Here is a 20,935-nt window from a genome sequence, read left to right on the forward strand (position 1 = left end):
GTTTAATTTGTTATTTGGCTTTAATGGGGAATGATGATGCAGTTAGTTACGACTATTGATGATTTGCTTAATGAATGGGGTGTGTGGTCTCAGGCTGGTTTGGGGCTTACGCTGAGCTCTGCATCGAATGATGGTGTAGTGGCGTTAATTGATGATGATATGGGTTTGTTGATTGACCAAGCTGTGGCAATGCTGGGGTTGTATGCTCCAAAAACGAAAGTGGTGGTTATGATGAGTTACCGTTCTAAATTGAGCACTAAGGTGATCGCTAATAATTTAGACATTGGCGAAACTAAGGCTAAGAAACTTTTGCTTAGTGGCGCAGCTTGGCTTGAGGGCCATTTGCTGGCTAAGGGCGTAATAATTAAACAAGCAGCTTAATTTATTTTGGAGGTTTTATGTTTTCATCATTCAAAAATAATAGTTTTTCTAAGGCACAGCTAGAAACTGTAAATATTGATATAGATGGAGTGGTTAGTCTTAATTTAAAAAATGACTTAGTTAAGGCTAAAATCAAAGAGCAAGTTTTTAAACTAAAGAAATTAAACGATATTATGAATGGTATGAAATAAAAGTTGCAATCGGGCGCCCAATAACTATACTAACTCAGGTAAGCTTAGCAAAGCTGCATCATAAAGCCCGAGGTTAACACCTTGGGCTTTTTTGTGTCTGCTGATTTATCCTTACATCCTGTTGTTGTAACCCGCTTAGGTTTTGCCTTAGCGGGTTTTTTACGTTTGAGGCCTTAAATGAAGATTAATAAACTATTAGCCGCTGGTGTTACGGGCGTTCTTGCCTTAACGGGTGTAATGGTTGCTGAATTTGAGGGTGAAGTAAGAACAGGCTATGTGGACCCTGTTGGTGTGGTTACTGCTTGCTTTGGCCATACTCAAACAGCTGAGCTTGGTAAGACTTACACTGAAAAAGAATGTTTAAACCTGTTTGCTATGGACTTAGGTGATCATAATGAGCAGTTATTGAGAGCGGTGAATATTTCGCTTACTACCAGTGAGCATGCGGCATATATGTCGTTTCACTATAACGTGGGCGCTGGGAACTTCCGTAGTAGTACGCTGCTTAAATACTTAAATAACGGTGAGCGTGTTAAGGCATGTAATGAATTACAACGCTGGGTTTATGCTGATGGCCGTAAGTTACCAGGCTTGGTTAAGCGCCGAGAGTTGGAACGACAGCTATGTTTGAGTGAGTTAACTGATGCTTAGTTTAAATAAGATTGTTTTTGCAGGCTTAGCAACGATGCTGGGCATTACTGTTGTTAAGTATATGGCTGTTGAGTCTGACTTAACACAAGCACTTGATAATAATAAACAGATTAAAGCATCAGTTCAAAGTTATAAAAACCATGCAGAGCATTTAACTAATAGCTTGGCTGATGCTGATAAGCGAAATAAGCAGCTACTTAAAGAGCGTGATTTACTGGCTAAGCTGAGAGCTGATCACCAGCAACAACTTACTTCAATTAAAACTAAACTCCAATCTTCTACAGCGCAGCTTGATGCGTTAAGGCTTTCAACTAATGAAACAACTAAGACCTGGGCTAACGATTGTGTGCCTAGCACTGTTATCAGCATGTTCAAGTACGCAAGGGTTGGAGCCTGCAGTAAAGACAATAGTACAAACTAAATATGAGTTTGTGTTGATGCCTAATGAGTTTATCAAGCCATGTAGTGTTAGTTCTCATGTTGTTGGTGATAATGCATCACATAGCCAGTACACGGCTTATTTAGAGTCTGTTATTGATACGTGCAATGAACAATTATTAAGAGCAAGAAGTTGGAACAATGCGAATAGAGATTAGTGATATAGCTACGCAGAAAGTTGTAAGTGCTACAACGTATAGTGCTAGCTTAGCCACTGCTGCAGGAGGAGTGTTTAGCTTGAATGAGTGGGCAATATTACTAGGGATTGTATTTGCAGCTCTTACGTTCTTAGCTAATTACTGGTTTCAGTACAAACGTAACGAGCGTGAAGCAAAGAAATATGAAGATGATAAGGAGTTCCATAGGGCTCGCATGAAAGAGTTGCTTTTGGAAGACTCCAAGCATCAGCAGAAGCGTTTTGATGAACTTCTTGAGATTGATGCTAACTATAGAAAAGAGCGTATCAATAAGATTCTGGAACAGCGCAGTGGCAACTAAGCCTGGTACTTGGTGCACTAAGTGCAAAGCTGTGCACAGAGGTGAACCATGCCCTAAACGTTTACCGTTTGGCCGTAAGCGTAACGGGGACAAACAATCAGGTAGAGGTGGCCGTGTGTGGCAGCGAACAAGAGAGTTTATATTTCATCGTGATAACTTCTTGTGTCAGATATGCAAAGCTAAAGGTGTTCTCACCTCTGTTGAGTTGCATGGCGCTTACCATGGTATATGTGATCACATTGTGCCGCTGAGTCAAGGTGGTGACGATAAGATAGATAACCTTCAGACCATATGCCAAGCATGTGATAAAGAAAAAACAGCACTTGAGTCACGTCAAAGTCTTAACCCGGGGGTAGGCAAAGTTTAGCGCTATCCCACGTACACCGCCCCCTCAATTAGATTTTTATGCGGGGCAGAATTGAAATTGAAAAACCCATTTGAAGAGATTATTTGGTAATTATGGCAGGTAGATATCCATCAGTAGCAGAGGATAGAGCTAACAAGGTAGTTCCGTTCCCTAACTCTACTGAAAACAAGGAAATTAGTGATAAGGACGCGAAAAAGATCGCGACCCAATCGCGTCCGCGTGGAATGTCAAAGCCAGAACAGCAGATATGGAATAGTGATATACCTGAGTATGTAAAGATTAATCGCTTTAAGCCTCACTATATTCGGTTTTTTAAAGAGTACTGCATTGTAATTGCGCGCATGGAAGCGGCCCTTACATACTTAGATGAAAATAATTGGAAGTATACAACTGAAGGCCGCAATGGCATTCAACATAAAACGCGGCCAGAGGTTAGCCAGTACAATGATGATTGGCGCAAACTGAATAGCTTGATAAATCAGATTGGTGGTAGTCCTGCGACAGATCAGCGGTTTAATAATTTGCAGCCTGGTCTATTTGATGATGTGTACTGAGTTCATCTAAATGCAAAACCGTAGTAATTACCCAACGTTTCAACGTGATCACTTAGCTGATATCGAAAAGTATGCATCTGATGTTTTAAGCGGTAAGCGGCCATCTAACAAATATGAGATGGCCGCTGTAGAACGTGAAAGCCACGACCTAGCAAGGGCAGGCAGTAAGGACTTTCCATATTACTTTGACCCTGAAGCAGCCCTTAAAGTTATTTGGTTTTTAGAAACCTTTAGCCATGTAAAAGGCAAATGGGCCAGAGCAAAAGGGCATGAAGGCTTGCTTAATTTGAGCGGCTGGCAAAAGTGGATAACAGCACAAGTTTACGGCTGGAAACATATAGAAACTCATCGCCGGCGTTTTCGTACAGCATTCACGTTAGTACCACGTAAAAACGGCAAATCTACTTGGGTTGCTCCCATTGGTTTATACATGCTAGCGAATGATGATGAACCAGGCGCTGAAGTTTACTGCGGTGCGACTACACAAAAACAAGCAAACGAAGTGTTTAATCCAGCTAAAAAGATGGCGTTAAAACAGCCTATATTTAGGCGCCGTTTTAATATTGAATTGTTTGCTCAGCAGATAGAAAAAACAACGGACGGCGGCAAGTTTGAACGCTTAATTGGTAATCCTGGTGATGGTGGTTCGCCAAGTTGTTATTTATGTGATGAGTACCACGAACATGATGATGACGACCAACGCGATACGATGATCACCGGCATGGGTGCCCGAGAGCAGCCACTTGAATGGATCATATCAACAGCGGGTTCTAATTGGTTTGGGCCATGTGGGCAATTCCAAAAAGAGTGCCAAGAGATTCTTGAAGGAACCCGCACCGACGAAACTGTTTTCGCAATGATTTACACCATAGATAAAGATGACGACTGGCAAAGCGAAGAAGCACTACGCAAGGCTAATCCTAATTTTGGTGTATCTGTAGAGGTTGAGTTTCTTTTAAACCAGCTTACAAAAGCAAGGCAGTCAGCGCGTAAGCAAAACGCATTTAAAACTAAGCACCTTAATTTATGGGTAGGTGCTCGCGAGTCCTGGCTTAACCTTGAAGATTGGTTATCAGCTGCTGATACCGAGCTTACAATGGAGCAATTTACTGGCGAAGAATGCACAAAAGGCGTCGACCTTTCAGAGTCGGACGACTTAACAGCCGATGTAACGTGTTTTACACGCGAGATAAACGGCAAATTACATTACTACTTCTTTGCGAAAACCTATGTAACAGAGGCTAAAGCAAACGAAATAGACATTTATCGTGACTGGGTAGACCAAGGCCACTTAATTGAATGCGAAGGTACCAGCATAGATTACGACGAAGTAGAGCGCGCTATCGAAACTGATAACGAAAACTACCAAGTAACTGGCTTATTTTACGACCCAGCAGGTGCAGCACCTATAGCACAGCGCGTACAAAACAGCACAGGCATAGAGCCAATTAAGGTATCACAAAATTACACCAATTTTTCACCGGCAATGCGTGAGTTTGAAAACTTACTCAGGCAAGGCCGCATACACCATAACGGTGATCCAGTTCTTACTTGGTGCCTAGGCAACGTAATAGCCAAAGAAACCATGGACGGTAAATACATTCGCCCAGTAAAAGAACATAAAGACAACAAAATAGATACCGCCGTCGCTAAGTTGCTGGCCTTCATTGGCTCATGGCAGCCAGAAGAAGATGATGGTTCTAATCAAGAATTTTTGGAATTCTAATGTTTAATATCCCGTTTTTAAGTCGTTTCAGCAGTAAAACCGCGCCAGCAGTTAACAACTCTGCTGATCAAAAAGATATTACAGTGCAGGATATAAATAGTTTATCTGACCTGTTTGGCGTCATGCCATCATTGGCAGGCCCAGCTGTAACGCCTAAAACATCAATGAAAGTGTCAATCGTGTTTGCATGTGTGCGTCTAATTGCCGGTGCAATTGCACAGATGCCTGTACATATCTATGAGCGTGGTGATAATGGCGATAAAAATCGCATTGCTAACCATAACTTAGCTAACCTTTTTAACTTACAACCTACACCAGTATGGAGCGCTGCAGCGTTTTGGGAGTTCATAGTTTCAAGTATGTTATTACATGGTGATGGTTATGCGGTGTTATTACGTGATCGAAATGGTGATATCGAAGAGATTTTACCAATCAGTCCAGTAGGTATGAACGTTGTTAATAACAACGGTCGGCTAAATTACTTTTTTACGCTTGGTGATACCCCGCGAGGGTTTGACCAAGACGACATATTACACTTTCCGGGCTTCGGTTTTAACGGCCTTAAATCTATGTCGGTAATTCAGTGGGGCGCTTTCAACAGCATTGGCCTTGAGCTTGCCATGGAGCAACACAGCGGCGAGTTCTTTAAATCGGGTTCAACTCAGCGTGTGGCCGTTGTTAAGCAAGGCAAGTGGGACGAAACACAAAAAGAATCATTCAGAAATGCATGGGTTAAAGCATACGGTGGTATTGAAAACTCAAAATTTCCACTCGTGCTTGATAACAGCACAGATGTAAAACAACTTAGCGTATCAGCTAAAGACTCACAGCTGCTTGAATCACGCGAATTTCAAATCACCGACATAGCCCGCGCATTTGGTTTACCGAGCTTTATGGTAAACCAAGAGCAAAAATCAACATCGTGGGGCTCAGGTATTGGTGAAATTGGCTTATCGTTCTTACGTTTTACACTTGGGCCACACTTAAACCGCTTTGAACAAGAGATAAATCGCAAACTGTTTTTAAACAAATCCATGTTCGCCGAGTTCATAGCTGCAAATTTAATGCGCCTAACGCTTAAAGACAGAAACGAAGCATACCGCCAATCTATCGGTGGCTCACAAGGTCCCGGCTGGATGAGCATAGACGAAGTTCGTAAGCTCGAAAACCTACCCGAGCTGGGTGGTAAATACGCTTTGCCATACGACCCAATTGCAAATAATCAACCAATGGAAAACGAATCATGAATAACAGCCGCAAATTAATGCAGTTAGTTAAAAATAACTGCCAAAACCGTGACCAAGTTGGTTATCAAGTAAAGCAACAATCACCACTGGCCAACGCAGGCGAAAGCCGCCCAGCATTTTTGATTTACGATGTAATTGATCCATGGTGGGGCGTATCAGCAGAAATGATAAAGCGCGACTTGCTTAGCATTACTGATGCAACCGACATCGATGTTTATATTAACAGCCCAGGTGGTGACGTATTTGAAGCAACCGCTATTTACTCAAGCTTAAAAGCGCACTCTGCAAAAATCCATGTTCATATTGATGGTATAGCAGCCAGTGCAGCAACACGTATTGCATTAGCAGGTGACACTATTGAAATAGCTGATTCGGGCTTTTATATGATTCACTACGCCTGGACACTTGCCCTTGGTAATGCACAAGAGATACGCGACACCGCCGATATGCTTGATAAAGTCGACAACACCATTGTAAACGACTACGAAAAACGCACTGAAGCAGGCGAAGAACAAGTGCGCACCTGGATGATGAACGAAACATGGTTTACTGCGCAAGAGGCATTAGATCATGGCTTTGTAGATAGCATTATGCAAGATGGTACAAACGATAAATCCACCAATAAAGCGTGGGATTTAACGTCATATCAAAATGCACCTAAACCCCAACAACCACAAGATAAATTTGTGCAGCGTGAACGGCTAGAGCGATTTGCCAACATGCTGCTAACTACTGGCTAGCTCCGCTGGCACCACTACTAAAGCACCTACGGGTGCTTTTTTTGTACTTAAAATTGAGGAAATATAATTATGTCTATCCAACAAAAGCGTGAGCAGCGAAAAGGTTTAGCTGTAACCCTAAACCAATTAGTAACGGATCACCCAAAAGACCAGGCTTGGGGCGAAGACAAGCAAAAGCAGTACGATGACCTAGTTAATAAAATAGATGCAATTGATGGCGACTTAGACCGCCAACAAAAAGTGCTCGACTTACAAGCTAAGTCAAAGCAAACCATTCAAGACCGTGCCGATAATAACGGTATTTCTACTGATGAAGCTGAGCATCAACTTCATCAAGAAAAAGCTGCTTATGCATCTTGGTTACGCGGTGGTATGTCGGCACTGAATGAAAACGAACGAGCAGCAGTACAAGCACGTATCGACAGCCCTAAAAATACAATGAGTACAGGGCAAGGTTCAGAAGGTGGCTATTTAACGGCTGATGAAATTGCACCAGGCATTTCACAAGCGCTTAAAGCGTATGGCGGCATGCGAGAGCTGGCAACAGTAGTGCCAACTGCAACCGGCTCTACAATTCCATGGCCTACAGCTAACGCAACGGCTGAGCAAGGCGAATGGTTAGCAGAAAATGGCACAGCAGATGATGAAGATACTTCATTTGGTGTTCGTAACATTGATACGCACATGATCAGCTCTAAAGTGATTGCGGTACCGTTCCAATTATTGCAAGACACTCAGTTTGACCTTGAAGGTTACATTAATAGTCAAATTGGTATGCGCATTGGCCGCACCTCGGAAGATGCGTTTATTAATGGTACAGGTACTTCAATGCCACACGGTATTTTAGCCGATACCACAGCGGGTAAAGTAGGGGCTTCAGGCCAAATTGCAACCGTTACATTTGATGACTTGGTTGATTTACAACACAGCGTAGACCCTGCGTATCGCCGCAGCATGCAATGCGGTTACATGATGAACGACGCTACAATCAAAGTCGTTAAAAAACTTAAAGACCTACAAAACCGCCCACTTTGGTTACCAGGTATGGAAGCCTCAGAGCCTAATACCATTTTAGGTAAACCGTATGCAACTAACCAGCACATTCCAACTATGGCGGCTAACGCTAAGTCGGTTTTATTTGGTGATTTCTCTAAATACATTGTGCGTGATGTATCGCAAATGTTGTTCTTCCGATTCACAGATAGCGCATATAGCCGTAAGGGCCAAGTTGGTTTCTTAGCGTTTATGCGCACTGGTGGCCGCTGCATCGATGTAGGTGGTGCTGTTAAGTACTACCAAAATGCAGCCGCTTAATTGATGCTCCAATTGCCCCTGTAAAGGGGTTTTTTTTATTTAAGGAATTTGACCATGGCAGCTAAAAAGCTAATTACTGCTCGTGTACTGGTTACATGTGTAATTGCAGATCAATCTTTTGAGCCAAACGCACTTGTAAAAGGCGATGCTGAGTTACTTGAGCCACTTATTAAAGTAGGCGAATTATCAAGTGACAAAGCAGCGGTTGACTACTGCAGCAAAGAGCTAGATGTAAAAGTTGTTGACCTTAATGCGACTGATGAAGACGCAGAAAGTGAAACCGACGAAAACACTGACGGCAAAGAGTAACAACAATGAAAATGCTCCGAAAGTTAATACAGGCGCCAAGTATTGAGCCATTCACTGTAGAAGAACTGGCAGCACATACCCATGCTGATGATGATCATCATGATTATTTGCAAAGTTTGGTACCTAGAGCGCGCAAACGTTTTGAACAACGTAGTGGCCGGTTATTAGTAGAGCAAACATGGCAGTTTGCACTACCCAAGTTCTGCAAAGAAATACACCTGCCTTACGCGCCGCTTCGGAGCATCACATCAATTAAATATATTAATAACTTGGGGCAGCTCGTTACTATTGACCCAAGTGAATACCGTGTAATTGAACATGGATTAACGGCCACAATTACTCCTAAACTAGGTGGGCAATGGCCAGCTGTAGGCTTTAAAGTGTCTGATGCAGTGCAAATTGAATGCGTATTTGGACATGGTACCCTCACAAATGAGGGTACCATCATTGATAATGAAACACTTATAGACCAGGACAAATACGACCTAGCAAAACAAGCCATATTAGTACTTATTGGTGATTGGTTTCGTAACCGCGAAGACACTGCGCCCGTCAAACTTTACGACATGCCAAATGCATTTAAAGCCATTGCTGATGAACTGGCGGTTGAACTGCTATGAAGTCACTCCCAGCGGCTAACTACAACTGCAAAGCCAGCTTTGGTAAAGGCACAAAATCAAATGATGGTTATAACACTAACAGCCATCAACATGAGTTTTATAAATGGGTAAACATACAAACAGGTGCAGCAAAAGAGTTTGAGCAAAGCGGCCAATTAATGGGCGAAATAACTCACACAATCTCGTGCCGTTACAGCAATAAAATAACCCCAACACAGCAAATTGTTTATAAGCAACGAGTGTTTGAAATCATTGGTACACCCGTTAATCAAGACTTTGCAAACGTATTAACTATTATCGCGGTTAAGGAGATAACACATGCTTGATACAGGTATTGATATTTCTGGCCTTAAAGAAATGGAAAAAGCACTGCTCGATATAGCCAAAGAAGTGGGGGCAAAAAAAGCCACCGGCATGATGACCAGCGCGATAAAACAAGGCGCCATTAAATATCAGCAAGGTATGCAGCGCAACGCACCCGAGTCAGACATAGTTCGTAAGGTAAAAACCAAGCGCGGCCAAAAAGTAGAGATTCGCCCTGGCTTTTTAAAATCGCGTATTCAAGTAAAAGCCAGCACCAACCGGCAAGGGCGTGAAACCCGCCGCTTTGGTAAAGGGGTTGTATCGCTAGTTCGAGTAGGTGTGTTTAAAGTGCCTTACATTGTGCAAGTTGAATACGGTACTAACAACCAACAGGCAGACCCATTTATTCGCCAAGCATTCAAAAAGCGTACTAATCAAGCTGTTGTCGTCATAAACAGAAATTTAGCCAAACGTATTAAGCTTGCTGAGCGCCGCATTGCTAAAAAGAACAAACAAAAATGATAGAAAACAGCATACGCACAAAAGCACTGGCATCATCAGCGCTTACAGCCTTAATTGGCGATAAACTGCATTTTACTGTGAACCATAACTCAGATGATAGCTATGTTTTGCTTAGTGTGATCACTGATGACACACCCATCGAAATTCATATGGAAGACAATCAAAGCGAAGCACTCATTCAGTTTGATTGTTACAGCAAGCTACCCGCTACGGCCAAAGCCATAGCCAAAGAGCTTGATAACATTTTTAACAAACAAGGCTTTGTTGATGATGAAGTAAACGTGCAGCTTGCACTTAAACAAGGCCGTATACCTGACTTTGAAACCGGCTCGCATTTATACCGCGAGTCATACGAATATATTTTTAAATACCACACCATAAATAACGAGGTTTAAAATGCCAGTCACTCCAGTAACTACACCAGCCGCAGATACGGTTGATTCACATAAGTCTACACTGCAATTTTGTACTGCGGGTGTAGGTGAAGTCGACACTATTTTGCCAGGACTCGACATCATCCCACAAATTAACTCAGGCAAAGTGTATGAAGACGATACCGACATTGCAGCCGATAGACGTTCATACAGTGAGAAATGCCTACCTGAGGACCAAGATTGGGAGCTTAGTTTTCGCCATAAACCAGCCAATGTAGACCAAAAAGCGTTCTGCGATATGGTAAAGGCCGGCACACCTATTAGCATTAAAGTAACCCGCGCCAGTGGTGAAGTACAAGATGTTGAGTTTTTACCACATGACTACTTTAGTGGTGAATCGGGTAAAGATTCAGGTAAACAAATGTTTGCTTGCATTGGTAAACTTCAAGAAGTTGACTTCTCAACGCTACCTGCAGCTTAGGGGGTTAAATGATTACAGCAGCCCAAATTATGGCGGGGAAGTTACCTACTTCTTCCCGTGAGTTTGACATTGAAGGAGTAGGCAAAATTGTATTACACCGACTGCCGGCAATGGATGAAGTAAAAGCCCGTGAGTTATTTAGCGATAAACACGCCGACCCTAAAAAGCTTGAGAAAATGGCGCAGCGCAATACGTACTACATGCTGCATGGCAAGTTTGACGATAAAGAAGCCGCTAAACTGCCTAATCTTATTGATATGCAGCAGCTGGGTATGATCCACACCACTGGGTTATTTTTCACTAACCTTGCTCAAGAGAACCTTGAGGCGATTGAAAAAAACTAAAACAGCAACCTGAGTTACAAGCGCTCTGCAACCTAGCAGATAGCTTGGGTTGCTCACTCTACGATCTTCATAAACGCTTATCAGCTGACGAATTGGAGCTGCGCTTGGTTCATCAAGGGCTCAAAATGGGCCTGACATTCGACAGAAGCGAACAACGAAAAATTGAATACGAGCAAAAACGCCGCGAAGCTGAAGCGTTTTTAAATACCTGTCCTTGGCGTAAACAAAAGAGAAATTAACACATGGCATCAATTGCAACGCTCACTATCGATTTAATCGGTAAAAGTGGGAAGCTGACTGCTGAGCTCAATAAAGCCAATAAAAAAACCTCATCGTGGGCTGATAAAACCCGTAAATTGGTAGGCGGTAGCGCTAAAGTTATGGCGGGGTTTGGTGCGGCAGGAGTTGCCGCGTATGCCTCTATTTATGCTAAAAACGCAGAGTTTATTGATCAACAAGCCAAAACCGCAGACCGACTAGGCATTACCACGCAGGCGTTAGGTGGTTTGCAGCATGCCGCTAATTTATATGGTGCTTCCAACGAAGAGCTAAATAAATCACTGCAAACCATGCAAAAAAACCTAGGCCAAGTGGGGCAAACAGGCACTGGTGAAGCTAAATATGCGCTTGATGGTTTAGGTTTATCGGTTCAAGAGTTGCAAGGCCTGGCGCCAGAAGAGCAATTTAAACTGATTGCCGACAAGCTCAAAGGCGTTGAAGACCAAAGCCAAAAGGTTTACCTAGCACAAAGCTTAATGGGTAAGTCGGGCGCTAAGATGATCAACGTGATGGACGCTGGCGCTGATGGCATAACCGCCATGATGCAAGAAGCCGATGCTCTGGGTATGACGTTCGATCGCATCGATGCCGCTAAAGTCGAAATGGCAAACGATGCATTCGATAAAGCTCAAAAAACCACACACAGTTTTGGCCAAACACTAGCTATTGAAACAGCGCCTATTATTGGCGCTATTTCAGATATGTGGACCGAATCAGCAAAAGAAGCCGGTGGTTTTGGTTCTATTGCTCAGCAAGTAGTTACTAAAGTAGCCACAGGCATTGGTTTTTTAGGTGATATGGGCCGTGGTTTACAAGTTGTTTTTTTGCTTTTAAGGCAAGGTGTTGCTGAACTTGCAAATGTAGCAGTACAAAAATTTGCAAATATTGCCAGGGCAATAAATCCAGTACTTGAAGCTTTAGATATGGAGTCTTCAGGTTTAAAAGAACTTGAATCATTTGGCGATTCATTTTCAGCTACAACTGACAAACTAGCTAAGGAGCTAAGTGACTTATCTATGGCACCCATGCCATCAGAAAAAGTAAAAACTTGGATTGCTGATGTGCAAGACAAGTTTCAAGCCGCAGCAGAAGAGCAAGTAAACAACCCAAAAAAGAAAGACCTTAGTGATTTACTGGTAAACACGGACCCTAAAGAAGCGAATGAAAAAGCACAAAAGCTAATTGAGTCAGCTCGTAGCCAATACCAACAAATATTTGATGCGCAATTAGCACAAGATGGCAAAGAAGTAGAGCTCGAGAACCGTCGTTTTGAGCGTAAACAGCAAGAAATGGAACGTGAATTTCAGTTACTACGTGATAAAAACCTCATCACTACTGAGATAGAAGCAGAGTACAACACAGCCAAAGAGCAAGCATTAGCCCAGCATGAGCAAAATATAAGCATCATTAAGCAAGAGCAGCTTACCACTCGGGAAGAAAAAGAACGCGAGCACCAAGAAAAGCTAGCCGAAGGTGAAACGCAGCGAAACCAAATGATGCAAGAAGGCTATAACGGGTTGCTTAATGTAATGAGCGGTTACTTTGATGGTATGGAAGGTAAAAACGCCAGCTATGCCAAATCAGCTATGGCCATTGGCGAAACCATGCTTGATGAAGAAAAGCGAAATTCAATGCAAAGTATTTGGACTAATACTTATGACACCGCAATGAAAGCTTATGGTGCGCTCGCTGACATCCCCTATGTTGGGCCTGTTCTAGGTGCAGCTGCTGCAGGTGTCGTTATAGCAGCCGGTGGTCTTTATGCTGCAAAAGTGGGTGGTTTAGCCTCTTTCGATGGTGGTGGTTATACATGGGATGGCCCACGAAGCGGTGGTCTAGATGGCAAAGGCGGCCAGTTGGCCATGCTACATCCTCAAGAAACCGTTGTTGATCACACAAAAGGGCAAGGCTTGGGCTCTAGTGTCACAGTAAATGTGATTGAAGATGTCAACCGTGCAGGTTCACAAAGTCGAAGTCAGCTTAATGGCGAAGATGTCATAAACATATTTGTAAGTAATATCCGCCAAGGTGGCGATGCATCCTCTGCGCTTGAAAACACCTATGGCATACAACGGCAGGGAGTATGAGTGTGTTAATAAAATACCCGAATGATTTAAAACTCCCACTCGTTTCAAGCCACCGATTATCACAAAACTCTAATTTATTACGCACAGATATGGCAAGTGGCCGCGCCCGCCAGCGAAAGCGTTTTCAGTCAGTACCCACCACCATGGGCGCAACCTGGAAGCTTAATAAATACCAAGCACAAATACTCGAAGGGTTTGTTACACACGTTGTTAACGAAGCTGTTAATTGGTTTTTAATGCCAGTTCGCACTCCACAAGGGCTGATAGAACATGAAGTGCGTTTCATTAACAGCCCCTTAGAGTCATGTACCTACAACGGTGGCTTTTGGAATTACCAAGCCAACATAGAAGTTAAAAAACGCGAATCTGTTTCAGAAGAAATAATGACAAAAAACTTACTTCTACCAAAGACGTTAGAACAATTTGTTTATTCAATTGAAGCAGCTATTAAAAGTTATGAGGAATAAAAATGTCCAGTTTTTTACAGTTGATTGATAGATTGCAGTCGAGTATTGATGCGTTAGAAACAGTTATATTTGGCGATGATGATGCAACGGCATCTGTCGATGGGAAGACTAAAAGCAGCATATCAAAATCGATAAAAGAACAGCTCGCTAATCTTAATGCACTAGTTGAAGGTAGAAAAGCCTATACAACCCTATCATCGCTTGTTAATGACCCTGATGTTGATATAACAAAGCTAGCTGAAGTATGGAAAGATACCCCAGAAAACAATGGTGTTTATGGGTTCGACAACGGCAATTGGGAAAAAACTGAGCTTTCTTTTTTTGAAGAGCTATTAAAAGATATACGCCCAAATATTTTTTTGGATTCTGCTTTTGACGGTATATACGTAAAAACAAAACATCCTGACGCGCTAAAAAACGTATCATATAACCCGATTAATAATAGTCATGAGTTAACATTTAAACATAGTTCAGATCAGCTTATTTATGTTGATTACAATTTAGATATAGAGTCAATTAATGAAAGCTGTACTTTATATTCACAAATAAATATTAATAGCCCTGAGGCTGCCGAGTTCTTATTTATTTATTACGATGAAAGTAACCAAGAAATAGTGAGACACAAAAAAAAGGCATCTGCAGCAGGTTTTCAAACAGTGAAAATGCAAAGTTTAAAGCCGAGCAATGCTTTTTCATGTGTATTTAGACTTGTTAGATATACAGGTAACTCAGTGGCTCAGACTGAAGATGATGTGATTTTTAGCAATATAAAAATATTGAGTGAATCACTAGCGAGCAATTTATTAAACAAAGAAATCCTATCGATTAAAGAAAACGTTGAATCTCTTTTGCTAGGCCCCAAGACACAAAGATATTCAGGTGCTGATTTAATAAACTTTATAAAAGACCCCCATGATTGGAAAGGCATAACAATAAATGGGCTTCAATCAAAAGTACCAGTAGTTACTGGGCCTAGTGGTAAGCATGGGTTATTGCAGTCATCCCAGACAGTAAATATAACAGTAACAAATAGCTTATTCTCAGATAAAATTAGCGCTGGGGTGACTTTAACCAATAAGTTTTCAGGACAAATATCACCAAGAGTATTATTGCTTCAATATGCAAGTAATGGTGCCGAGCTATCACGAGAAACAAAAAACATCCCAAGCGCCTTAGAAGTTGACGTTAATGATAGCAACAGCTATTTACACATTGAGTTCTCAGGTATAGATGTTCATGAAGATGCTTTTCGTGTTGTACTGCTTTTGGATGCGGGCAAAGGCCAGCCAATTATGTTTTGTAATCCGTATATAACAGAAGGTGAAACGAGCAACTTACAAGGCATACCAGCACGTGACTTTTTAGATTTTTGGATTGACCCTGAACTAAAGCTTAAAGATACAACCTATGCAACGGGTGCATCTACGGCTGTTGATTACTTTGGTGACCCAACATTAGTTGTTGATAGTAATGACACAACGGATGTTATTCGATACGAGATTGACTCATTAACTTTACCAGCGCAGTTTTACCTATCAGCGGCAATGAAATCAACAGCTTTGACTGCTGAGGTTGGTGTATTGTTCTTAGACAAAGACCGAGCAGAACTTTCGAGAAATATATTCCCCTCAACTAAGGCCAACAAGTGGGAAAAGATAAACTCTCTTATTACAGTTCCGGAAGGTACTGAAAAAGTACAATTTCGCTTCGTAAACTGGGCTGCAGGTGCTCAAGAAACCGCTACATTCAAACACATCACTTTGACAGAAGAGAATGTTGGATGTGTTTACCGCTCTTACTACAGCAGCAGCAGTCAAATTGATCTATCAAACACCATTTACTTATCACCAAATGGTGATGACAGTAATGCAGGAACTAAAGCATCGCCAATGCAAAGTGGAGCGGCGGCACTAAGAAAACTGCCAAATGGTGGTCGAATTATTCTTTTAGATGGAATACACAAGAATTTAACCTTTAGCCTGTCAGCTGTTAGCGGTCGATTTGAGGTTTGCGCCGCAACACTTGATGAAGTTAGAATTATTTATGATCGAGATATTTTGAAAGAAAACTGGGCTGCAACTGATTATGAAAATGTTTATAGCCAGCTATGCGAAATATCACCGAGTAAATATCTATGGCACCACAACCGGAAAAGCGGTGAAATATCAATTGAAGATAGGCACCCACTGCAACGCGGCCGCACACACAGATTGAGTTCATCAAAATTGCTTGAGGCAAACTCTCTTGAAGATTGCTCATTAAAACCCGGCTCATGGTTTTATTTGACAGACCGTTTATATATACATCCTATAGATAGCGATGATCCAAACCAATACGAATATTATATCCCTACAACGAACTCGCTATTTGCAGGGCAGCATAGCGGTGTAGACTTAGTTGCAAGAGGTATAAAGCTATTCTATGGAAGATTTAATGTTCAGGGTTGTAATTCTTACGAACTTTACGAATGTTATTCATTAGGTTCATCTTCTAATGGTGTTGACCGAGGGAAGACGCGTGGGCTTGAATATCGCTGCGAATACGCAGGGGCTGGCAATGATGGTGGCAATGGACACAATACAAATACAGAATACACGGGCGTAGGACTGCCCTTCGCTTCTAGTGTTGTTTTGTTTGATCAATGGTCTCATGATTGTTATGACGATGGGGACTCACTTCACGAAAGAAGTGAAGGAACCTACCACGGCGGCTTATTCGAGTTTAATGGTGACAGGGGAATTGCAACGTCTTATGGTTCACATGTAACCCTTTATGGGGCAATTGCTCAGCATAACGGTCAATCAGCTAGAGGCTCAAACTATGCTGGTGAAGGCTTTTCTATTGTTGGCGATCTAGTATCTGAAGAGCTAGGTATTGGTATTCAGATGGTATGCATTTGCTGTGTTAGTATCGGGAATAACTTCAATTACGCCGTTAACGTAGTTAGCCGTGATGAAAATGCAAAGTTAGAATTAATAAATTGTCACTCTGAACTCGCATTAGTCGCTGCCTACTCTGCACAAACAGGTCAAGTTGTTTTAAGAAATTGCACAGATATGGGTAGCTCTGTAGTTAAGCGAACTTTAGATGGTGGCCAGATAATTGTAAAAAATGGCGATTTGGTAACATGAGTACAGTCCTTCAGAAAGTATACGCCAGCGCTCCAATTAATGACCTACCAATCCACACATTAGAACTTCAAGCCGATTCCCTGTGGGAGCTGAGAATTTGCGACGGGTTTGATGATATAACTGCAGGGATTGAAGCGGGCGAAATGGTCACTTTTTTAGCCAGCGGAATGGGTGTGTCACTTCCTGCTCGCGGCGTAAAAGGTCGCCAAGACTTACAATTTCAAATTGATAATGTCACTGGTGAAGCACTAACCAAAGTAAAACAAGCGATTGATGCGGGTATTCCAATTAAAGTTATTTACCGTGTTTATACAGCGAGCAACTTAACAGAACCTGCAGAGCCTGCTGTTGAAATGAAAGCGGTTGATGTTCAGGCCACAGCGCTAAGTTTAAATGTAGTGGCGTCATTTAATGATTTAGTAAATAAAGCTTGGCCTAAAAATCGTTACACTCCATCCATTGCCCCAGGGCTCAAATACTTCAGTTAATTATGAACCATATAAATGATTACCTAAGCGTACCTTACGTTGATGGTGGTCGAGATATGGCTGGCCTTGATTGTTGGGGTCAGCCACGTCTTGTGCTGCACAATGTATTTGGTAAACCGCTATTTAAATCGTTCGGCCATGTAAGAGCCGATGACAAAACCAATTTAACAAACGCCTACAGTAAGCTTGTTGATCAGTTTAAACCTTGCCAACCAAAAGAGCAGGCGCTTGCATGTGGTTTTAGGGGGCAAAGTTTAATACATATGGGCTTATGTGTGGTTGTTGATGGGCAGTTACAAATACTGCATACATCACGAAAAAAAGGCCCGTCTATTGTCAAAATCGCTGATTTTAAGCGATTGTTTTTTGAGGTTAAGTTTTATGAGTACACAGGTTGAAATTAAGGTTTACCCTAACAAACTTGATCTTGATTTATTCGAATCCTGTATCGGTTTCGTGGGTCAAACACTAGATGATTGGTTAAAGAAAAATGTACCTGACTATTATGAGCGTGAACAGCCCTTATTTAGTGTAACAATTAACGACAGTCATTTACTTCCTAGCAAATGGGTGACCTATACTTTTAAAAGCAATGACGACATTAAGTTAATTGTTGAAGCTAAAGATCCTGCAACAATTGCTTATGCTGTGATTGCAATTGTAGCCGTAGGTTATGCCGTTTATACAGCCAACCAAATTCCCGATAACTATAACTCAACGACTCCTGACGGCAGTAGTATTTATGATGTAAACACGCAAGGTAACAAACCTCGTTTGATGGGTATTATTCCAGAAGCAGCTGGTCGCCATTTAATTTACCCCGACTACTTAACCATGCCGCGCCGTGAGTATATTGATAACGAGCAGTGGCTTTATTTAATGTTAAGTGTCGGCAGTGGTGAGTATGAAATATTGCCTGAAGAGGTGTTTATCGCCAATACACCAGTTAAAAGTTACACAGGTGATGTGTTCTATGAAATATTCGGCCCTGGTGACGATGTAAGTATTCATGAAGCACATCGTAATGTTTATACCTCAAGTGAAGTAGGCTCAACATCAGGTAGTACGGGTATTGAGTTGAAAGGTAAAATAACCAGCACTGGCGGCGAAAATAACACATATAGCTACTCGTTTTCTGGTAAGCAGATAATTGCCTTTGAAGAAGAGTATGAACCAGAGATAGGTAATTTCAAACATAGAACGGCTTTACCTTTTGAAGAAGGCGAAATTGTTAAAATTCAATATGCTAACAACCCTGAAAACGATGGTTATTACGAAATAATTGATAAAAACACTCAAGGCAATGAGCTTAAAAAGTTAGATGGGCAATATCAAGAAGATACAACTTGGACGGGCTTTGTAACTGAATCTAACTCTTATGCAAAAGTATTTACTGAAGACGGGGGCGGCGATGGTGAGTTTAATGGACCATTTTTTGCTGTACCAGAAGGAGAAGTAACTGATCAATTATGGTTAGATTTTTCAATGCCTAGGGGATTGGGAGAGCTAGACGATGACGGTAATTTTCAAAATCGGTCAGTTAATATTTTAGTTGAGTATAGAGCCGAAGGTGCGCTTGAATGGCTACAAGCTCCAACTATTTTATTTTCAAATGCAACAAATGACCAACTAGGTGAAACAATACCAATAACCCTACCTGAAAAAATACGGCCTGAAGTCAGAGTAAAGCGCACAACACAAGCAAGTGATGATACCCGTATATATGATGATGTTTATTGGACAGCATTAAAAGCCGAGCTTGAAAGTGCAACAAAGTATGATGGCATGACAACCCTAGCAGTCAGAATACGTGGTACCAATAACTTAGCAGGCTCTGCTGAAAACAAATTTAATCTTATTGCCACGCGTGTTTTACCTGTTTTTGAAAATGGCGTATGGAGTGAGCCAAGGCCCACCACAGATATAGCTCCATTTTTTGCACATGTAGTAAAAAGTGCAGGGCATGCAGATAGTAAAATAGGTTTAGAGGCAATAGAAGCATTACACGCTATTTGGCATGAAAGGGGAGATGAATTTAATGCAGTATTCGATAGCGAAAGCACCATGTTCGAAGTATTAAAGCGAGTGCTTGCTGTTGGCTTTGCCGAGCCAACCATTGACTATGGCCAAATCACCCCTGTGCGCGACCAAAAGCGAACTATCTATAAGCACATGTATCAGCCAGATAATTACATAGGCATGCTAAAGCGCTCTATAAAACTGATTGATGACGACGAACCCGATGGTATAGAAGTGGAATACTTCAGTCCAATTACATGGAAGTCAGAAACTATCCTGTGTTTATTACCAGGTGATTTGGGGATTAATCCTGAAAAAGTAAGAGCATTTGGCATTACAAATCGAGACAAAGCTTATCAATATGGTATGCGTAAGCGCCGTAGTCGTCGCTATCGCCGTACACGTTTTGACTTTAAAACAGAAATGGATGCTCTCAATTCACGCTATTTAGACTACTGTGCACTTGCCGACGATATACCAGGCTTTGAACAAACAGGTAGGGTTTTGTTAGTTAATGGCCGTTCAATATTTGTTGATGATGATGGCTTGGACTGGCAAACAGGCGAGGAGCATATATTAGCGATCAGAAAACCAGACGGTAAATTATCCGGCCCATACAACGCTACAAAAGGAAGTGCTAATAACGAAGTGATAATTGATGACGACCTAGACTTCACGCCAGTATTTGACGGCTCAATAGAACCACCTTTGTACATGTTTGGTATCAACGAACGTTGGTGCAACGGCGTATTAATTCGCGATATAAAACCATCATCCACAGACCAAGTAAGCGTAACCGCAGAGTTAGACGATGATAGAGTCTATTTAGACGACGATAGCACCGCACCAAGCGAAGAAAATATAGTTATTCCACCCATATATTCTTAATAACAAAAAGCCGCAGATTAGCGGCTTTCTTTTTTCTTGTCCCATCTATTGAACATGCCGTTAAGGACAATGGCAATACCTAACCCTATTAAAAAGCCAATGATGTTACCGTAAATGGTTAGCACAGCGATTAGCGCTATTAAAAATAACGCTACAATAATTTTTAGAACTCCTGACATCGTTTCTCCCTAAATATTTTTTATTATCTAATCATAAACATCGTAATATGCGAATTCAATTTTAGCTACTGCTGAATCTTTATTTGATCTGGCGAATAAATATTTCTTATGCTTGAGAGTGTGTTCTGGGAAGAAAGTAAAAACAAATAATACAAATATAATACAAATATAGTACAAATGAGCTTTTAGAAGTTACATTTCAATTTGGTGTAAGTGCAGGATATTAAAGGGGAAATAATGGTCGGTATGGAGAGATTCGAACTCTCGACCCCTGCCACCCCATAAAAATCACCTGTGCTTTATCGTGTACAAAAGTGGCTAAAAGTGTTCTACAGTG

At 41.7% G+C, this 20,935-nt stretch carries 27 protein-coding genes; 26 read left to right on the forward strand and 1 reads right to left on the reverse strand.

Annotated elements, in window-relative coordinates; genetic code table 11:
• Positions 1-36 precede the first annotated feature (36 nt).
• The 26 genes from ATS74_RS14600 to ATS74_RS14710 all read left to right on the forward strand — a co-directional run bounded on the left by ATS74_RS14600 (position 37) and on the right by ATS74_RS14710 (position 20,419).
• Complete coding sequence (locus tag ATS74_RS14600; RefSeq protein WP_161936776.1) at positions 37-381, forward strand: antiterminator Q family protein; 345 nt, start codon at positions 37-39, stop codon at positions 379-381.
• 17 nt (positions 382-398) lie between these two features.
• The gene (locus ATS74_RS19960) at positions 399-572 is read left to right on the forward strand and encodes a hypothetical protein (RefSeq protein ID WP_161936777.1); all 174 of its coding nucleotides are present in this window, start codon (positions 399-401) and stop codon (positions 570-572) included.
• Between the two features lie 177 nt (positions 573-749).
• Complete coding sequence (locus tag ATS74_RS14605; protein ID WP_082660636.1) at positions 750-1,223, forward strand: lysozyme; 474 nt, start codon at positions 750-752, stop codon at positions 1,221-1,223.
• Positions 1,216-1,644 (forward strand): hypothetical protein, encoded by a 429-nt coding sequence (locus ATS74_RS14610; RefSeq protein ID WP_058549609.1) that lies wholly within the window; start codon positions 1,216-1,218, stop codon positions 1,642-1,644. Before ATS74_RS14605 ends, ATS74_RS14610 begins: the two co-directional genes overlap by 8 nt.
• Positions 1,538-1,819: an Rz1-like lysis system protein LysC gene (lysC, locus tag ATS74_RS20240; RefSeq protein WP_442960109.1), complete on the forward strand. Its 282-nt coding sequence runs from the start codon at positions 1,538-1,540 to the stop codon at positions 1,817-1,819. The genes ATS74_RS14610 and lysC overlap by 107 nt, the downstream gene beginning before the upstream one ends.
• Positions 1,803-2,159, forward strand: a complete 357-nt coding sequence (locus ATS74_RS14615; RefSeq protein WP_058549610.1) for an HP1 family phage holin — start codon at positions 1,803-1,805, stop codon at positions 2,157-2,159. The genes lysC and ATS74_RS14615 overlap by 17 nt, the downstream gene beginning before the upstream one ends.
• Complete coding sequence (locus tag ATS74_RS14620; RefSeq protein WP_058549611.1) at positions 2,149-2,526, forward strand: HNH endonuclease; 378 nt, start codon at positions 2,149-2,151, stop codon at positions 2,524-2,526. The genes ATS74_RS14615 and ATS74_RS14620 overlap by 11 nt, the downstream gene beginning before the upstream one ends.
• A 92-nt stretch (positions 2,527-2,618) precedes the next feature.
• Positions 2,619-3,080 carry a P27 family phage terminase small subunit gene (locus tag ATS74_RS14625; RefSeq protein ID WP_058549612.1) on the forward strand — a complete coding sequence of 154 codons (462 nt, stop codon included), beginning with the start codon at positions 2,619-2,621 and terminating at the stop codon, positions 3,078-3,080.
• 10 nt (positions 3,081-3,090) lie between these two features.
• Positions 3,091-4,806 carry a terminase large subunit gene (locus tag ATS74_RS14630; RefSeq protein ID WP_058549613.1) on the forward strand — a complete coding sequence of 572 codons (1,716 nt, stop codon included), beginning with the start codon at positions 3,091-3,093 and terminating at the stop codon, positions 4,804-4,806.
• Positions 4,806-6,053: a phage portal protein gene (locus ATS74_RS14635; protein WP_058549614.1), complete on the forward strand. Its 1,248-nt coding sequence runs from the start codon at positions 4,806-4,808 to the stop codon at positions 6,051-6,053. The genes ATS74_RS14630 and ATS74_RS14635 overlap by 1 nt, the downstream gene beginning before the upstream one ends.
• Positions 6,050-6,793 (forward strand): head maturation protease, ClpP-related, encoded by a 744-nt coding sequence (locus tag ATS74_RS14640; RefSeq protein WP_058549615.1) that lies wholly within the window; start codon positions 6,050-6,052, stop codon positions 6,791-6,793. Before ATS74_RS14635 ends, ATS74_RS14640 begins: the two co-directional genes overlap by 4 nt.
• A gap of 69 nt (positions 6,794-6,862) precedes the next feature.
• Positions 6,863-8,107 (forward strand): phage major capsid protein, encoded by a 1,245-nt coding sequence (locus tag ATS74_RS14645; RefSeq protein ID WP_058549616.1) that lies wholly within the window; start codon positions 6,863-6,865, stop codon positions 8,105-8,107.
• 54 nt (positions 8,108-8,161) lie between these two features.
• Positions 8,162-8,416, forward strand: coding sequence for a hypothetical protein (locus ATS74_RS14650; RefSeq protein ID WP_058549617.1), 255 nt, complete (start codon positions 8,162-8,164; stop codon positions 8,414-8,416).
• 5 nt (positions 8,417-8,421) lie between these two features.
• Positions 8,422-9,036 (forward strand): head-tail connector protein, encoded by a 615-nt coding sequence (locus tag ATS74_RS14655; RefSeq protein ID WP_058549618.1) that lies wholly within the window; start codon positions 8,422-8,424, stop codon positions 9,034-9,036.
• Positions 9,033-9,362, forward strand: a complete 330-nt coding sequence (locus tag ATS74_RS14660) for a phage head closure protein (RefSeq protein WP_058549619.1) — start codon at positions 9,033-9,035, stop codon at positions 9,360-9,362. Before ATS74_RS14655 ends, ATS74_RS14660 begins: the two co-directional genes overlap by 4 nt.
• On the forward strand, positions 9,355-9,861 hold the full coding sequence (locus ATS74_RS14665) for an HK97-gp10 family putative phage morphogenesis protein (protein ID WP_058549620.1): 507 nt from the start codon (positions 9,355-9,357) through the stop codon (positions 9,859-9,861). The genes ATS74_RS14660 and ATS74_RS14665 overlap by 8 nt, the downstream gene beginning before the upstream one ends.
• On the forward strand, positions 9,858-10,256 hold the full coding sequence (locus ATS74_RS14670) for a hypothetical protein (protein WP_058549621.1): 399 nt from the start codon (positions 9,858-9,860) through the stop codon (positions 10,254-10,256). Before ATS74_RS14665 ends, ATS74_RS14670 begins: the two co-directional genes overlap by 4 nt.
• A gap of 1 nt (position 10,257) precedes the next feature.
• Entirely contained in the window at positions 10,258-10,716 is a 459-nt protein-coding gene (locus tag ATS74_RS14675) for a hypothetical protein (RefSeq protein ID WP_058549622.1), read from the forward strand.
• Positions 10,717-10,724: 8 nt separating this feature from the next.
• Positions 10,725-11,060 (forward strand): hypothetical protein, encoded by a 336-nt coding sequence (locus tag ATS74_RS14680; RefSeq protein ID WP_058549623.1) that lies wholly within the window; start codon positions 10,725-10,727, stop codon positions 11,058-11,060.
• 44 nt (positions 11,061-11,104) lie between these two features.
• Positions 11,105-11,299 (forward strand): hypothetical protein, encoded by a 195-nt coding sequence (locus tag ATS74_RS19905; RefSeq protein WP_016899812.1) that lies wholly within the window; start codon positions 11,105-11,107, stop codon positions 11,297-11,299.
• A gap of 3 nt (positions 11,300-11,302) precedes the next feature.
• Complete coding sequence (locus ATS74_RS14685) at positions 11,303-13,426, forward strand: hypothetical protein (RefSeq protein ID WP_058549624.1); 2,124 nt, start codon at positions 11,303-11,305, stop codon at positions 13,424-13,426.
• Complete coding sequence (locus tag ATS74_RS14690; RefSeq protein WP_058549625.1) at positions 13,423-13,893, forward strand: hypothetical protein; 471 nt, start codon at positions 13,423-13,425, stop codon at positions 13,891-13,893. Before ATS74_RS14685 ends, ATS74_RS14690 begins: the two co-directional genes overlap by 4 nt.
• Before the next feature lie 2 nt (positions 13,894-13,895).
• Positions 13,896-17,024, forward strand: coding sequence for a hypothetical protein (locus ATS74_RS14695; protein ID WP_058549626.1), 3,129 nt, complete (start codon positions 13,896-13,898; stop codon positions 17,022-17,024).
• Positions 17,021-17,512 (forward strand): DUF1833 family protein, encoded by a 492-nt coding sequence (locus ATS74_RS14700; RefSeq protein WP_058549627.1) that lies wholly within the window; start codon positions 17,021-17,023, stop codon positions 17,510-17,512. The genes ATS74_RS14695 and ATS74_RS14700 overlap by 4 nt, the downstream gene beginning before the upstream one ends.
• Before the next feature lie 2 nt (positions 17,513-17,514).
• Positions 17,515-17,910, forward strand: a complete 396-nt coding sequence (locus ATS74_RS14705; protein ID WP_058549628.1) for a hypothetical protein — start codon at positions 17,515-17,517, stop codon at positions 17,908-17,910.
• Positions 17,894-20,419 (forward strand): host specificity factor TipJ family phage tail protein, encoded by a 2,526-nt coding sequence (locus ATS74_RS14710; RefSeq protein WP_058549629.1) that lies wholly within the window; start codon positions 17,894-17,896, stop codon positions 20,417-20,419. Before ATS74_RS14705 ends, ATS74_RS14710 begins: the two co-directional genes overlap by 17 nt.
• 17 nt (positions 20,420-20,436) lie before the next feature.
• Here ATS74_RS14710 and ATS74_RS19965 read toward each other — a convergent pair whose 3' ends face one another.
• Positions 20,437-20,598: a hypothetical protein gene (locus ATS74_RS19965; protein WP_161936778.1), complete on the reverse strand. Its 162-nt coding sequence runs from the start codon at positions 20,596-20,598 to the stop codon at positions 20,437-20,439.
• Positions 20,599-20,935 lie beyond the last annotated feature (337 nt).

Source organism: Pseudoalteromonas sp. H103 (assembly GCF_001469205.1).
Lineage (GTDB): Bacteria > Pseudomonadota > Gammaproteobacteria > Enterobacterales > Alteromonadaceae > Pseudoalteromonas > Pseudoalteromonas carrageenovora.

Bases quoted from the DNA above. Each gene is read 5' to 3' on its own strand.
- ATS74_RS14700 (WP_058549627.1), top strand. From the start codon at position 17,021: ATGAGTACAGTCCTTCAGAAAGTATACGCCAGCGCTCCAATTAATGAC.
- ATS74_RS14650 (WP_058549617.1), top strand. From the start codon at position 8,162: ATGGCAGCTAAAAAGCTAATTACTGCTCGTGTACTGGTTACATGTGTA.
- ATS74_RS14655 (WP_058549618.1), top strand. From the start codon at position 8,422: ATGAAAATGCTCCGAAAGTTAATACAGGCGCCAAGTATTGAGCCATTC.
- ATS74_RS14610 (WP_058549609.1), top strand. From the start codon at position 1,216: ATGCTTAGTTTAAATAAGATTGTTTTTGCAGGCTTAGCAACGATGCTG.
- ATS74_RS14640 (WP_058549615.1), top strand. From the start codon at position 6,050: ATGAATAACAGCCGCAAATTAATGCAGTTAGTTAAAAATAACTGCCAA.
- ATS74_RS14695 (WP_058549626.1), top strand. From the start codon at position 13,896: ATGTCCAGTTTTTTACAGTTGATTGATAGATTGCAGTCGAGTATTGAT.
- ATS74_RS14690 (WP_058549625.1), top strand. From the start codon at position 13,423: ATGAGTGTGTTAATAAAATACCCGAATGATTTAAAACTCCCACTCGTT.
- ATS74_RS14660 (WP_058549619.1), top strand. From the start codon at position 9,033: ATGAAGTCACTCCCAGCGGCTAACTACAACTGCAAAGCCAGCTTTGGT.
- ATS74_RS14635 (WP_058549614.1), top strand. From the start codon at position 4,806: ATGTTTAATATCCCGTTTTTAAGTCGTTTCAGCAGTAAAACCGCGCCA.
- ATS74_RS14645 (WP_058549616.1), top strand. From the start codon at position 6,863: ATGTCTATCCAACAAAAGCGTGAGCAGCGAAAAGGTTTAGCTGTAACC.
- ATS74_RS14600 (WP_161936776.1), top strand. From the start codon at position 37: ATGCAGTTAGTTACGACTATTGATGATTTGCTTAATGAATGGGGTGTG.
- ATS74_RS14680 (WP_058549623.1), top strand. From the start codon at position 10,725: ATGATTACAGCAGCCCAAATTATGGCGGGGAAGTTACCTACTTCTTCC.
- ATS74_RS14685 (WP_058549624.1), top strand. From the start codon at position 11,303: ATGGCATCAATTGCAACGCTCACTATCGATTTAATCGGTAAAAGTGGG.
- ATS74_RS14605 (WP_082660636.1), top strand. From the start codon at position 750: ATGAAGATTAATAAACTATTAGCCGCTGGTGTTACGGGCGTTCTTGCC.
- lysC (WP_442960109.1), top strand. From the start codon at position 1,538: ATGAAACAACTAAGACCTGGGCTAACGATTGTGTGCCTAGCACTGTTA.
- ATS74_RS14615 (WP_058549610.1), top strand. From the start codon at position 1,803: ATGCGAATAGAGATTAGTGATATAGCTACGCAGAAAGTTGTAAGTGCT.
- ATS74_RS14710 (WP_058549629.1), top strand. From the start codon at position 17,894: ATGAGTACACAGGTTGAAATTAAGGTTTACCCTAACAAACTTGATCTT.
- ATS74_RS14665 (WP_058549620.1), top strand. From the start codon at position 9,355: ATGCTTGATACAGGTATTGATATTTCTGGCCTTAAAGAAATGGAAAAA.
- ATS74_RS19960 (WP_161936777.1), top strand. From the start codon at position 399: ATGTTTTCATCATTCAAAAATAATAGTTTTTCTAAGGCACAGCTAGAA.
- ATS74_RS14625 (WP_058549612.1), top strand. From the start codon at position 2,619: ATGGCAGGTAGATATCCATCAGTAGCAGAGGATAGAGCTAACAAGGTA.
- ATS74_RS19965 (WP_161936778.1), bottom strand. From the start codon at position 20,598: ATGTCAGGAGTTCTAAAAATTATTGTAGCGTTATTTTTAATAGCGCTA.
- ATS74_RS14670 (WP_058549621.1), top strand. From the start codon at position 9,858: ATGATAGAAAACAGCATACGCACAAAAGCACTGGCATCATCAGCGCTT.
- ATS74_RS14675 (WP_058549622.1), top strand. From the start codon at position 10,258: ATGCCAGTCACTCCAGTAACTACACCAGCCGCAGATACGGTTGATTCA.
- ATS74_RS14705 (WP_058549628.1), top strand. From the start codon at position 17,515: ATGAACCATATAAATGATTACCTAAGCGTACCTTACGTTGATGGTGGT.
- ATS74_RS14630 (WP_058549613.1), top strand. From the start codon at position 3,091: ATGCAAAACCGTAGTAATTACCCAACGTTTCAACGTGATCACTTAGCT.